A 14,598-nucleotide genomic window follows, 5' to 3' on the forward strand; every position below is an offset into this window, starting at 1 on the left:
TTGAGTCTATAGAAAAATATTGATAATTAGACCCGATTGTTTATGAATTAAATTAAGTAAAATCCCGGTTTTAAATTTGACAAATAATTTTATATTTTGTTCCTATGCAGCTTTAAAAAGCTACAGATAATACAAAACCAAAATAACAAACAAAATACCACTTTTGCTTATCTAAATTTTGCTCGATTGTAAGCCTACTATGGCATATTCCTAGAAAAAATTTCATTGCCATAGATTTTTAAAGGGTAAATAGCATGATACTTACTTGTACATTGTGCAATCGAAGCTTGATTTAAAAGCGAAGAATTAACATTTAATTTGCTCAATAAATGCGCTGCTATGTCTACCACAGCAACCAATGAACTCAAGCATGAAATTTGGCAGTTATTGCGAGAATATCAGCAATCTCGCTCAGAAACTGTTCGTAATCAGTTGGTAAAACTCAATTTTGGACTGGTGAGAAAAGAAGCTCACTACTGGATGAATCAATGCCGTGAAAGCTATGATGATTTGCTCCAGGTTGGTTGTTTGGGTTTAATTCGGGCGATAGAAAGATTTGAAATTTCTAAAGGACATGCTTTTAGCTCCTTTGCAATGCCTTATATCCGTGGTGAAATTCAGCACTACCTCAGAGATAAAGGTGTCACGGTAAGAATTCCTCGACGCTATTTAGCATTGCAGCAGCAGGCAATAGGTGTTTCGCGTTCTTTGCGCGAAAAATACAACCGCCAGCCCACTGACTCGGAATTAGCAGCAGCACTAGCTATTTCCACAGATGAATGGCAGGAAATTAAATTAGCATGGATCAATCGTGCCCCCTTGAGCCTAGATGTCCCCGTTCAGGATGGCGAAGAAGGGGCTACCAGCCTAGGAGAATTGGTTCCAGATCCTCACTACCGGAGTTTTCAACTGGCACAAGAAGACCAAATTCGCCTACAACAAGCATTAATTCAGTTAGAACAGCGTACCCGTGATGTATTGGAGTGTGTGTTTTTGCAGGATTTGACACAAAAACAAGTAGCAGAACACTTAGGAATTAGCGTAGTCACTGTTTCCCGTAGAGTCAAGAAAGGACTCGACTTGTTGAAAGACCTTATGGGTGTGACGGAGGAATAAGCATGAAAAAGCCAAACCGCATTTATGTATGGCTGACAGTGTTAAAAATAACCATTGAAACGCTAAAAATTAGGTTATAAAGGGAACGTACTTTGCCCTTAGCACAAATGGGCATCAGTGATTTCCACAAGCAAATTTTCTTATAGTTTTTGAGAACAGCTAATGGGTAAAAAATCAGGAATTGCAGTTGCAACTATTTTAACTTTGGCGATCGCGGGATGTGCATCAGAAGATACACAACAAGCTACTAATCCTATCCCACCTGCACCACCAGTAACTCAATCTTTAGTAGCAAAGTCACCAGCAAAGACTCAACCCTTTAATAATCCCCTGGTGCTTGCTAAGAACGCTCCAACGGGTGCCGCTGGAACTTCTAACTTGATTCAACTAACTAATGCCACAGAGCGGATAGATTTAGTCTCAAAAGGGCGGACTGACCCGTTTGCTCAAATTGTTGGGCAGACAATTCCCGCAATGCCTACAAATACAGCCATTAGGACAGTTCCTACATTGCCTCCCCTACCTACTGCTCGAGCTGTATTGGCTGCAGGCAAAAAACTGCCAACGCGCAGTGCAGTTTTGGCTCAAAGCACCACAGTAAAAACTCCAAAACCAAAACTTAATCCGGCGTTGGCTCAAGTCTTGCCCAAAGTTTTGCCCCAAGTTGTTTCCAATCCTACCCTAGTATCAGTATTACCACCACCAGCACAACCTGAGTTAGCAAGAGCGGTAATTGTAACTGGCGTAGTTCAGATTGGTAAAGCACCCCAAGCAATTATCAAAGTGCCGAATGAGCAGACAAGTCGCTACGTGCAGGCAGGGCAGCGACTGGCAAACGGTGTACTGATTAAACGTATTGAAATGAATGAGGGTTCCAATCCGATCGTAATTTTGGAACAATACGGAATTGAAGTTGCCAGAATGGTAGGAGAAGCACCTGCTGGTTTAACGCCTTCAACGGCAGCGACTGTGGGAAATCCTGTCTCGGTAACAACGCCGACTCAAAGTCCTTTTATTGTTGGAGCTTCATAAAGATGGAGACTAAAGAAAAAATTGAATTTTCTGGTTTACCCCTAGCAGTCTATCGAGAAATAGTAGCTCATTTGCGTCAAGTGGAAGGGGTAAAAGTGAGTTTGATTCCCCAGTCATCGCAACAATTTGATTACAATCAAGGCCAAGTTGGTGGCTTTTGGCTGTCTTGGACACCAAACTCTAATTCAGAAAGTCAGCAACGCGTACAGCAAATTTTGGCTTACTATCAAAATCTCTATGGTATCTAACGACTTAAGTTTCTGAACCATAGCCATAGTTGTAATTTATGAGGGTGAGGACATCTGCCGAACCCCGTACATATTTTTTGGGTAGTGTTCAATACCTTTCGGTTAATGGGTCAAAATTTGAATTCGCCCCTTATCTTTTACCCCTTAACCTTCTGCCAGACTACGAGGAATCATGCAGCGTGCTTATCCAAGAAGTCTTGAGGAAAATACCATTTTCACGCTTGGTGGTGAAGTAGTGCTTTGAGAACCTATCGCAGTGGATCCCCATAAGCGACTGTCGTTAGCGTAGCGAAGCGCGAGTCCTCAAGCGTCACCCTTTAAGGGTGTACGAAGTTCATAGAGACTGCTTGTTCAAAGCCAATTACCAACTAATACATAGGGTGCCCAGTAACCAGGGCGGCTGTAATTGGGATAATCTGTTAATAATTTAACTTGAGCGCGACGCAAGGCTTCCGCTTTAGTAACTTTGGCATCGACTAATTCACGGTAGAATTCACCAATTAAAATGGCGGTGGATTTATCGTTGATATGCCAGAGTGAAGCAACTGTACTGCGTGCGCCTGCTTTAATAGCTGCTCCTGCTAACCCTAAGGTAGCACGATTGTCACCTGTGGCAGTTTGACAAGCGCTCAAAACCAGTAGTTCCAGGGTTTGGGTGCGAGTTTCACTCTGACGGCGGAGCAAGTTATCGAACTCCAAGACATTAATAGAACCATCAGTGGCTAGGATAAATGTATCTTCTGGGCGGGAACTGAATTGCCCGTGGGTTGCCAAATGCAAGACATTAAAAGGAGCAGTATTCACATTTTTTTCCAGAGTTTTGCTGGTAAAGTCTTTGTCTAGCAGTTTTGTGGTAGATACTCCTGTTTGGGCAATAAAGTCAAATTCTAATTTAATTCCTGGTAAGGGTGGAAATGTGGGAAACTCTGGTGGTGGTTGGACTAACCCGGCAGCCAGTACTTTCAGTGGTTCTTGAGCCAGCGGTTTGGGAGCTAATAACTGAAGCCCCAAGCTAAGTGCCACAGCGTATTTTTCTACCAGATAGTTCTGACCGTCATAAAGAGCAGCTAGTGGTATATTGCGTAATGCTCCGTCTAGTACAAATACGAGTGTATTGACTTTACTTGTGGCTAAATCAGACTCAATTGGTTTAATTAACCAGCTATAAACTTCTTGAGAAAGGGTTTGCACTTCCTCTGTTCTATCTGGTTCTAAAAGATATTTGCGGAGTTCTTCCAAAATGCGTTCTACTTCAAGCTGCGATTTGTTGACTTGATAATGACGTAGTGGTTGCTGAGGAATTTTGACAATTACCTGGAGTTGTTCCGGGAGAATAATTGGATAAAGAATCGCGGTGTTGGGATTTTCTGCATCTACAACTTTATCTAATAGCACTTTTTGCCCCTGTAAACAGGCTTCCCGGAAAAAATTATCAAGTTCTGCTAACTGTAGCGCTTCTATCCGGGTTCTGGCTTTATCTAATGTTTGGACATCTGGTTTTTTCCCAGAATTTTGTAACAGTAAAGCAACCGACTCACGATAAATCGGCTCTACATTGTCTCGGAAATTAAACTGTACATCCTGATTTACTGCCACTAAGTCGATACGCAGCGACTCTAATGTTTCTATTGCTGCATCGTAGACTGCGATCGCTTCTGTAATCTCACCTTGAGCTTTTAATAACCTACCCAGCTGCCACTGCCACATATAAACAATTTCGGGCGCGTTGCTGGTTTGTGCTAGTATTAAAGCCTTTTGTGTCAGGTTACGTGCCTCTGCAAGTTGTTGTGTTTTTTCATACAAATTTCCCAAATTACCTAAAGCATAAGCTTCTGCTCGGATATCGCTCAAACTACGGGCTTGTTGTATAGCAGTAGCAAGGAGTTGGGCTTGGAATTTAGTTTTAGAACTATCAACAATTTCTAAGCTTTTAGCAAAGTTAATTCGGGCGTAAATTGATGGGCGCGAGGGTGGAAGTTGTTCGAGTTGGGATTGAATCTCTGGTATTAAGGTTTGAGTTTCTTTGAGTTTTTGCTGCTCAATTAGTAAGCTCAGATGATTAAGCTTTGCTTGAACTTTGGTTAAGAGCGAGGGCGATACTGCAACTGTTTTTTGATAATAGGCGATCGCTTGCGGTATTTTTTGCTGAATCCGAGCATTATTCCCCAAACTAAGCAAACTTAAAGCAATATCTGTGGGAGATTTTAATTTTTGGGTAATTGCCAAACTTTGCTCTAAAATGATGCGAGACTTTTCTAAGTCTCCTACATTTTCTAGAGTATCGCCGAGAGCAAGCAACATGGCTGCTTTTGCCAAAGTATTTTCTTGAGTATTTAAAGTTTGATTTACTTGTTCGAGTTTCTCAATAGCTTGACGGTTAAAACCTTGAGTGCGTAATGCTTGAGCTTGATAAAGACGCGAAAGAACAATACCGTTTTTATATTCTATCTTGCTGTAAATATCTTCAGTCTGTTTCCAAGTAGCAAGCGCTTGTTCTGTTTTTCCTGTTAAGAGTTGCAACCGCCCTTGAATATCTAAAGTCTGAGCTAAAACTGCTAGATTTTTACTTGTAATTTTTGAAGAGTCTGATTGTTGAAATCCTTGTAAATCTAAGCTTTGATTAATGGCTGTTTGAGCTTGTGACCAATCACCAAGTTGTTGATAAGCCAGTGATAAATTACTCAAAGCTACAGCTTGTTTTAATGTATCTCCCTGCTGTTGATATTCTTGAATTGCTTGCTGTAATATTTTTACTGCTTCAGCAAATCTGCCGTCCTCATACAATATTTGACTTTCAACGATTTTAGATTTTAGATTTTGCGAAAAGTTGCGGTGCGGGGGTTCTCCCCGTTGAGCAAACTTTTCAAGACGGATTTTAGATTGGGAGTATTGAACTGCTCTTGTTAGATTTGAATCTGTAATTTTAGAAGTGTTTGCTAAAGTTGGAGTTACAATCAGACAGGTAAGGGTAGTTGCCAACACAAGAAAACAGAACTTAAATAGTTTTATTTTATTGGTTTTTGAAATATTGAAAAACATATTATATTTTTTATTTATGGGTTATTGACAGCTAGATAAAGTCTTTTTTTAATCACATAAACTTATTAACTTTCAAACTTACCTGAATACAGGATTTTATTAATACATAACAAATTAACTTGATAAATCCTTTGCGTTATTCTGCGCTTATTTCGCGTTACTTTGCGTTTAAAAGCTCACAAATTTATGCACAGCGATACTTAGTCTTCAAACCTAATTAAAAGCGTAAAATTTCTCGTTCATACCCCTGCGGTAAAGGTTCTACTTCCCAAACTAAACCTTCATCTGCTTCCACCATCACTTCAACATATAATTTTTCTACAGGAGTAATAGCTGTATCTTCATTATTAGAAAATGGTTGTAAATCCTCCGTCAGCAATCTTAATTTAAATCCAACAGGCACAAGATTTTGTGGATTTGAGTTTCGTAATTCAAAGCGCCAAATTTGTTCTTCGGAATTGCCTTTTGGTAAAATCCGTAATTCATAAGTATCGCCTAATATTAATAATTGTTGAGACAATCCTATAGATATTTGCGACTCTCCACTCCGCATTCCAGAAGGCAAAGCTACAAACTCTCGCAGTTCCCAACCTAGTTGCTGGGCGAAATTTGTTACACCGTCCTGGAACCATTCCAAAATGGATGACTGTTGGGCAAATCCTTGGCGCAATTCATACAATTTTTGTCGCCAGCCACCATGAGCTAATAATGCTCCCCAAAGCTGAAATGGAACTTCTAAGCGGGGAAATTTGATATCTGCGTTACCTAATCTTTGTAGTAAACTTTCTGCTTGGGTTTGGGGTAAAGGTGGCAAAGGGGAAACCGTTGCACGTCTAATTTCTTCAGGATATAACTGCTGCGTTACCCAGAGAACGTTCAGGTCTTGAATTAAATTATCAAATTCTAAGCTGTAAGTGCGATCGCTTGCATCATAAACTCCCAAATTTTTCAGTTGATAATGAGTTGTATAGCCAAAAATTCGCATCCAGCCATCATCTGGGTTTACTTGTATCGCCAAGTAATAGTCAGCCACCCATTCCGGTATATCCAGCCATTCTTGAGGTACGCGCAATTCATCTACATCCATTGCTAGGCTAGGAATTAAGACTAAGCGCGAGTTATCAAAAGTAATGGCTGTACCATTTACAACTTCCCAAAAGCTAGGTAATGCAGCCGTGGTGGGATGCACTCTCGCATTGGGACTAATTTCTTCTTTGAACCAAGTTAAAAATGTATCTAAACAAAGTTGATTTAACCAAGCGCGTTGACGACCACCAGCTGTAGAGTAACTATATTCTGTAGGCGATGCTCGAACAATTTCCAGAATTGAGTCACTGTCAATAGCGAATTGGGAAAATACGTTAGACATAATTAGGATGGCTCTATCTTAAACGTGTGGGTTGACATGGCTAAAGTGAATTTTGAGCCATTCTTCTAAAGTTTTACTCATGCTATCGACTACGACAGGTGTGGGAGAAATATGCAAGGTATTCACACTCCACTGAGTTAGAGTGAAGAGTAACGAACGTTTAATATTACTCAGACGACGAGAAACTGTGTATTGTTTAATTTCTAATTGTTCGGCAATTTGTTGTTGCGTCAGCTTTTGCTCGTAATAGACTTGGAGTAACTTTTGAGACTGAATATCTAGTGCTGCTAAGGCATTCAGCAAAACTTTGTTTAACTCAGTTTGTTGTTTTTTTCTAGTTGCAGCTTCTTCTTGAATAATAATTTCTGTCAGTAAAGATGTTTGAGATGTGGGTATTGTATCTAGTAAATTACCAGTTTCTTGCCCATTCATCGGAGCATCAACAGAAACAAACTTTGGGTAGAGAAAATCACGAACAGCTTTAGCACAAACACTCAGCCATTCTTCTAAAATTTCTGGAGTGACTGCGGGTGTAAGCGAACTTAGTTGGTTTAAACGTTGCCTATTATAAAGTTTAGTAATCTCTTGCCATGTTGCAGTATCTGGTTTTCCAATTGCGCGGATACTTTGACTGTCAGTAGTGTAGAGTTCCTTAAAACATTCCCAGGCTAAGACATAACTATTGATAATTTGATTATTAAAACCAGCATTTTCTAGGGAATTTACCAAACGCTTGCGGCTAACTTTATGCAGTAACGCCCTGTCAGTGCAGATATGTGCTTCCCGAACAAGACGTAGTGAGTCTTTGATATAACCCTCAAAGGCAGATTCAGCATAGCTTTTTAAATTCGTACTGTATTCAGGATCAAAATTTTTCAGGATTTTGTGAATGTAGGAAATAGCAATCTGAAAACAATCAGCTACAGAAAATTGACTAGAAAAGTTAAGAGCTATTTTTCTGGCAACCCAGTAGCATACTTCTTGCAGATAAGCAGAAATGTGTGCTAACGCTAGGGGACTAGATTGAATTTGCCATATTTTGTACCAGTAAAGCACCCAAAAGCGATCGGATTGCTGTTGGGGGGATTTTTCTAAGCATTGTTTAATACTTCGCCTGAGTTTCGCATCTGTCACCCAAGCAGTGAACTTGTCTGCATCAAGTTGCACAAAAGTAGAAAAGATTTCAATAATGCCCTGACGGGATTGCATGAAAATTCGTTGAGTATAGAAAATTGAGAATTTACGGGTTTATGCCTAATCTTATTACGCTATGCTATGGGCATTTTACGCATTTTTCCCAAAAAATTTTTGAATCAGGTGCATAAAGACTAAAAGCTGTCGTATAAACCCGCAGAAGGGAGGTTCACCGAGAGAGCATCACTGAAACTCAGTGGAAATGAGGTGAACCAAAAATCACCCAACTACAAATTAACTTACAGCTTGAAAGGAGAAACTATTATGGCTTATATTCCCGGTAATTCTGGTAATAACACTCTATATGGCACCAATTATGCTGATACTATAGACGGCAAGACAGGGAGTGACAAGATTTACGGCTACGATGGTGCTGATATTATTTACGCTGGGCCGATAAATCCTGTTTTTGGTTACACAGATAACGACACTGTTGATGGTGGTGTCGGTAATGATGTCATTTACGGGGGTTACGGTGACGACTACCTTGATGGTTGGTCAGGTAATGATTACGTCTATGGTGAAGCTGGTAATGATACTCTCTTGGGTTGGACAGGCAATGATTACCTTTCCGGTGGTAGTGGTAATGACAAGCTTTATGGTGAAGGTGACAATGACATCCTTTATGGTGGTTCTGGCAACGATATCTTAGATGGTGGGTCTGGTGCAGATAAAATTTACGGTGGCACAGGTAACGATACCTACTATGTTGATAATACTGCTGACTTAGTTACCGAGTATGCATCAGAGGGTACTGATACTGTTAACTCTTCCATCAGCTATACCTTGGGGGCAAATCTAGAAAACCTGACTCTAACTGGTTCTGCTGCGATTAGCGGTACGGGTAACGACTTGAATAACACCATTAAGGGTAACAGTGCCAACAACTCAATTAACGCTAAAGGTGGCAACGATATTGTCTATGGAGGGGCTGGAAATGACTACGTAGACGGTTGGACTGGAGATGATTCCATCTACGGAGAAGCTGGCAATGACACTCTCTTAGGTTGGACTGGCAATGACTACATCAATGGTGGTGATGGCAATGATTCCATCTACGGCGAGGCTGGAAATGACACTTTAGATGGTTGGGTAGGTGATGATTATGTTTCCGGTGGAGATGGTAATGATGTTGTCTATGGTTGGACTGGTAATGACGACCTCTATGGCGGTTATGGCAACGATACCCTCTATGGTGAAGCAGGTAACGACTGCTTAGTTGGCGGTTTTGGCAATGATATACTATGGGGTGGTACGGGTGCAGATCATTTCGTATTCAACTCTGTATCTGATGGTGTAGACACCATCAAAGACTTCAATTGGGTTGAAGGAGATACAATTTGTCTAGGTACATCCTTTGGTGCTACATCTACCAGCCAATTTTCCTATAACAGCAGTTCGGGTGCATTGTCTTACAACGGAACTGCATTCGCCATTATCGAAAACAAGCCTGCGGGTTTCTCAACCTCTCTTGATATTGAATTAAATTGTACTTGTTAAACCAATTAACAAGTTGGGGCGCTGTCTTGCGCCCTTCAATACAAAAACAATTCATATCTGAATAAAGGCGATCGCCTTTACATAGCTTAATACAGTTTGCATGGGTGGGTTGCGGTTTTTACCTTACCTACCCTGCAACCAAAGTATTTTGCAGATGAATTGTAGGAAACTAGCGATCGCCCGCGACAAGACACTGCACATCGACGCTTATTATAGCTTTATTTTAGATAGCTTATTGCATGATTATTGGATTGTCATTTTGCCTAAATTAACCTGCAATTAAAGTATTTTAGATAGTTGCGGAAGGTTGGCGATCGCTCGATTCAATCTAATTTAAATCTCACAATTTTGAGTACACAGCTAAAATTTCAACCAATCATGTCTGTTTTATAAAGAAATAAAACAGACATGGTATAAATACAGTTTTTAATGCTTTAATCAAATTAAAATTTAGTTAACAAATTAAGCAATAATAATCTGGATTGTTTTTAGTAACTTAATAATTATAAATACAAACTGATTAAGATGCTTGAATCAGCAACTTATCTAGACAAAATAAATGCTAATTATAATTAAGATTTAAACCTATATAATCAAAACTATTATTGGAGAAAGACTAATGAAATTAATGTTAGTTTTAGCTACAGCTACCGCGATTGTGACATCAGCTTTTATGCAGCCAGCACTAGCTCAAAGAAGAACAGGCAACACCTATTCAGGCATGGGAGAAAATAAAGCAGGGGTTCTGGTTCAGTTTAATTTAGTCGATAAAAAGAAAGATTTTACCTCCATAAATGATTCTGCTAAAAATAATCCAAATCTTGGTATTTTTAGAGGAGCTATAGAAAAATATCAGACAGGGAGTCCTTTAGCTTGGGCTTGTAGTACTGCATATGCAGGTTTATATAAGAATGGACAAATAGTTTGGCCATGTAATACTGGCACTCGTGGCACTCTTGGCACTCCTTTACAAAGTTATTTTTTTGATAATTCTGGTTTTCTTCTTTTAATAGAAGTTTTTATACCCCCTGTTGTACCATTTAATGGAGATTTATATGCTGAACTCATACCTAACGATTCTCTATTTGGAGGTAAACGTAATACTATTGCTTATAAAATTTATAAGTCTAGAAACAATCCAGCAGAAAAGGCTCAACTTGTCCAGAGTTATAGATTAGATTTTTCGCGTTTAGGTATCGATCAAAACAAAGCTATTAATGATTTGATATATATCTTGAAACAAAATTTGTTTGCTAAAGTTATCTTAGTTAGAACTACATCAGGTACACCTAAATTATCTGAGTTAGCTAATGTCCTTTTACAAAATCGTTTTGAAGAAGGATTATCGCTAAATCTTAAGCAATAACTAGGGATTATTTTTCCTAAATTCAGTTTCAGTTGTAATTAAAATTTAAATTTATATAAAAAGTAATGAAAACAATAATTGCTTTAGCTACGACTACATTGCTTGTTAATTCAGCTCTTATGCAACCAGCAGTAGCTCAAAGAAGAACAGGTAATCAATACTCGGTAATGGGAGAAAACGAATTCCAGGTTGAGGTTCAGTTCAGTTTATTTGATAAAAATAATGATGGCACGACTATAACTAATTCTGCTATTGATAAACCAAACTCAGGTATTTTTAAAGGGGCAATAGAAAACTATAAGAGCATAAGAGCAGATGCTTGTCGTGCTTCTGATGCAAGTATTTTTCCCTGTAATTCTGGCAATCTTGTAGGAAAATACTTCTTTGATGATTCTGGTTTTCTTCTTTTAAAAAATGTTGATACAACCCCTTTGATAGTAGGAAATGGAGATTTATATACTCAGTTTATACCCAACGATCCCCTGTTCGGTGGACGTGATAGTATTGGATATAGCATTTTTAAATCAGGAGAAACTGCTACAACTCTCAGTAGTTATAGATTAGACTTCTTGATTTTAGGTATTGATAAAGACAAAGCTATTAACGATCTGTCATATATATTGCAACAAAATTTGTTTACTAAATCCAGAGTATTCAAAACTGACTTTAATAACGTGAGGATAGCATTAGGTGATATTCTTCTTCAAAATCGTTTTGAAGAAGACATAAAAAACATTCCTGAACCTCAAGCAATAACTGGTGTGTTTGTACTAGGAGCTTTTGGTATCATGTCGTTCGTCAAGCGTAATAAAAAAAGAGCGACTAAATTATAAATTACATCAGTTTACTTAACTTAGAAAAAAGTTAATACTTTTTTTCGCTTAAATTTTTTAATCATCTGGACTAAAATCTAAGTAGAATTCTTACTTGAAAAACTAACTCTAAACATATATTTAATACATTTATGTTTATATCTGTAAAAGATATTTAGCTTATGTATCGCTTTATCATTAATTTCGTCCTATTTAGTGGAACTTTTTTATATTATTTGTTTACAACGTCTCAAGTAGTAGCGCAAATTATTCCAGATAATACATTAACTAATAATTCAGTTGCGCCTCCTAATTGTTCAAATTGTGAAATTACAGGTGGCACTACAGTTGGTAACAATCTATTTCATAGCTTTGAGCAATTTTCTGTTCCCATAGATGGTACTGCATATTTCAACAATAGTACAAATATTGAGAATATTATTAGCCGTGTAACCGGAAAATCTGTTTCTATTATTAATGGATTAATCCGTACTAATGATGCAGCTAATTTATTTTTAATTAATCCTAATGGGATTATTTTTGGTCCCAACGCCTCACTTAATATTGGTGGTTCTTTTATTGCCAGTACAGCTAATAAATTAAAATTTGCTGACGGAATAGAATTTCTAGCTACAGCGAACCAAGTATCTCCTCTACTTACCATCAGTGCGCCTATAGGTTTAGGATTTGGAGAAGTACCAGGAAAAATACTTAATCAAGCTAATACACTAGATGCATTTGAAAATCTTGTTGGTCTGCAAGTGCCATCAAATAAAACCTTAGCACTTGTGGGTGGAGAAGTAGCTGTAGAGGGAGGCTTCCTAACAACACCAGGGGGAAGAATTGAGTTAGGAAGTGTCTCAAGCAACAGTTTTGTTAACCTAACGCCTACAGCCAAAGGTTGGGTGTTGGATTATCAGGGTATCTCAAACTTTCAGGATATCACTTTATCTCAAGCAGCTTATCTAGGTTCGAGTGATTTTAAGGGTGTTGATATCCAAATCCAGGGAAGGCGCGTTATCCTCAACCAAGGAAGTCAGGTGAGTTCTGTAGCTGGAACTGATGCTCAACCAGAGAATCTCAAAATCAATGCCTCAGAACAATTAGAGCTAATAAGTGCGCCAGAAGATTTATTCTTAACAGGTGTATTTAACGAGGTTATTGAAGATGCTACAGGTGAAGGAAAAACACTCACAATTGAAACAAGTCGTTTAATCCTCCAAGGAGGGGCACAGATATCAACTACTACTTTTAGCACAGGTCGGGGAGTAGATTTATCAGTAAAAGCTTTGGAATCTATTGAACTATTGGGCATCTCTTCTATTTTTGATCTTCCAAGCGGTTTATTTGCCAGAGTTAGCGAGGAAGCTACAGGTGATGGTGGAACTTTAAGCATTGAAACTGCACAGCTACTAATTCAGGCAGGAGCGCAGGTATCAACTGATACTTTTGGTGCTGGCAATGCAGGAGAATTGAGAGTTATAGCTTCTGAGTCAGTAACAGTGGAGGGTAGAAGACCAGATAACTTAATAGGTAGTGGTTTGTTTGCTCAAGTTTATAGGGAAGCGACAGGTGATGGTGGCAATTTAACTATTGAAACTCGAAAGCTAAATGTTTTAGGTGGAGCGCAGATTTCAACATCTGCTCGTAATGAAGGTAAAGGAGGAGTTTTAACTATTAATGCTATTGATTCGATTCTTCTAAGCGGTGTCGCACCGACGATTAATGATAATAGATTCAACAGGAGTAATATTCTTGTATCAGCAGAACGAGGAGCCACTAGTGATGCGGGAGAATTAAATATTACAACTGGAAGCTTGATAGTTGAAGAAGGAGCCAGAATATCGGCAGATAATTTCGGTTCAGGTCAGGGAGGAACTGCAAATTTAAATGTTAGACAGTTACTGATTCGCAATGGAGGAGAAGTAAGAGCTGGCTCGTTTGGTGAAGGGCCGGGTGGCACTTTAAATGTTAACGCTAGCGAGTCTATAAATATTATCGGTACTAGAAACATTGAAGGTAAAAATACCCCTAGTACCTTATTTTCTCAAGCTTTTGAAGGTGGTGAAGCTGGAAACTTAATTATCAACACCCCAATTTTAAATGTTGGCAATGAGGGAGAAGTAACTGTCAATGCTACAGGTACTGGTGCAGCAGGTAATTTAACGGCAAATGCTAATACTATCCGCCTTAACCAAGGTAAACTCACCGCAGAAACTAACGCGGGTGAAGGTGCAAATATTAGGCTAGAAAATCTACAAATATTAACACTGCAAAATCAAAGTTTGATTTCTGCTCAAGCCTTCAATCAAGCAAATGGTGGCAATATCACCATTAACGCACCTGATGGTTTCATTATTGCCTTCCCCAATCAAAATAATGATATTGTCGCCAATGCATTTCAAGGGCGAGGTGGCAATATCAACATTACTGCCCGTAATATTTTTAATCTCACAGAACAGCAATCAACTCCAGCAAATAATACAAATGATATTGATGCTAGTTCCCGTTTTGGTCTGACAGGTTCCATAATCATCAATACCCCTGATGTAGACCCCAGTCGCGGTTTGGTACAGTTACCTGAAAATTTGATAGATGCATCACAACAAATTGTCTCTAGCTGCAACCCCGGAAGTCTCGCTAGTCGTAGTTCATTCACCGTAACCGGACGCGGAGGAATTGCCCGCAGTCCCATAGAACCATTACAAGCAGAAATACCAACGGCACGTTGGATAACATTAGATACAGCAAATGAGAGGCAATTTAGTTATATTAATTCCCAATCTCCCATATCTGAAATAGTCGAAGCACAAGGCTGGATTATAGATAAAAATGGTACAGTATCTTTGGTAGCCCAAATTCCAAATATTACACCTCATGGTTCTGTTGCTAGTAATATTTGTCCGGTTAAATAATACTATT

At 38.8% G+C, this 14,598-nt stretch carries 10 protein-coding genes; 7 read left to right on the forward strand and 3 right to left on the reverse strand.

Features of this window, described 5'->3' with window-relative positions; translation table 11 throughout:
- The first annotated feature begins 339 nt into the window (after positions 1 to 339).
- The 3 genes from RMY31_RS32720 (at position 340) to RMY31_RS32730 (ending at position 2,396) form a co-directional block, all read left to right on the forward strand.
- Positions 340 to 1,116 carry an RNA polymerase sigma factor SigF gene (locus RMY31_RS32720; protein WP_322661994.1) on the forward strand — a complete coding sequence of 259 codons (777 nt, stop codon included), beginning with the start codon at positions 340 to 342 and terminating at the stop codon, positions 1,114 to 1,116.
- 162 nt (positions 1,117 to 1,278) lie between these two features.
- Positions 1,279 to 2,148, forward strand: a complete 870-nt coding sequence (locus tag RMY31_RS32725) for a hypothetical protein (RefSeq protein ID WP_322661992.1) — start codon at positions 1,279 to 1,281, stop codon at positions 2,146 to 2,148.
- Positions 2,149 to 2,150: 2 nt separating this feature from the next.
- Complete coding sequence (locus RMY31_RS32730) at positions 2,151 to 2,396, forward strand: hypothetical protein (RefSeq protein WP_322661990.1); 246 nt, start codon at positions 2,151 to 2,153, stop codon at positions 2,394 to 2,396.
- Between the two features lie 351 nt (positions 2,397 to 2,747).
- On the opposite strand, the gene RMY31_RS32735 is transcribed toward RMY31_RS32730, so the two are convergent.
- The 3 genes from RMY31_RS32735 to RMY31_RS32745 form a co-directional block, all read right to left on the reverse strand.
- Complete coding sequence (locus RMY31_RS32735) at positions 2,748 to 5,435, reverse strand: CHAT domain-containing protein (RefSeq protein WP_322661987.1); 2,688 nt, start codon at positions 5,433 to 5,435, stop codon at positions 2,748 to 2,750.
- A 217-nt stretch (positions 5,436 to 5,652) separates the two neighbouring features.
- Positions 5,653 to 6,804, reverse strand: coding sequence for a DUF1822 family protein (locus tag RMY31_RS32740; RefSeq protein WP_322661985.1), 1,152 nt, complete (start codon positions 6,802 to 6,804; stop codon positions 5,653 to 5,655).
- 18 nt (positions 6,805 to 6,822) lie between these two features.
- Positions 6,823 to 8,013: a sigma-70 family RNA polymerase sigma factor gene (locus RMY31_RS32745; protein WP_322661983.1), complete on the reverse strand. Its 1,191-nt coding sequence runs from the start codon at positions 8,011 to 8,013 to the stop codon at positions 6,823 to 6,825.
- A gap of 249 nt (positions 8,014 to 8,262) precedes the next feature.
- Between RMY31_RS32745 and RMY31_RS32750 the strand changes: the two genes are divergently transcribed.
- The 4 genes from RMY31_RS32750 to RMY31_RS32765 all read left to right on the forward strand — a co-directional run bounded on the left by RMY31_RS32750 (position 8,263) and on the right by RMY31_RS32765 (position 14,591).
- Positions 8,263 to 9,498: a calcium-binding protein gene (locus RMY31_RS32750; protein ID WP_322661981.1), complete on the forward strand. Its 1,236-nt coding sequence runs from the start codon at positions 8,263 to 8,265 to the stop codon at positions 9,496 to 9,498.
- 619 nt (positions 9,499 to 10,117) lie between these two features.
- Positions 10,118 to 10,864, forward strand: coding sequence for a hypothetical protein (locus RMY31_RS32755; protein WP_322661979.1), 747 nt, complete (start codon positions 10,118 to 10,120; stop codon positions 10,862 to 10,864).
- 65 nt (positions 10,865 to 10,929) lie between these two features.
- Positions 10,930 to 11,697, forward strand: coding sequence for a hypothetical protein (locus RMY31_RS32760; RefSeq protein ID WP_322661977.1), 768 nt, complete (start codon positions 10,930 to 10,932; stop codon positions 11,695 to 11,697).
- A 215-nt stretch (positions 11,698 to 11,912) separates the two neighbouring features.
- Positions 11,913 to 14,591 (forward strand): S-layer family protein, encoded by a 2,679-nt coding sequence (locus RMY31_RS32765; protein WP_322661975.1) that lies wholly within the window; start codon positions 11,913 to 11,915, stop codon positions 14,589 to 14,591.
- The last annotated feature ends 7 nt before the right edge of the window (positions 14,592 to 14,598 follow it).

Origin of the sequence: Dendronalium sp. ChiSLP03b (assembly GCF_034531165.2) — a bacterium.
GTDB lineage: Bacteria > Cyanobacteriota > Cyanobacteriia > Cyanobacteriales > Nostocaceae > Dendronalium > Dendronalium minutum.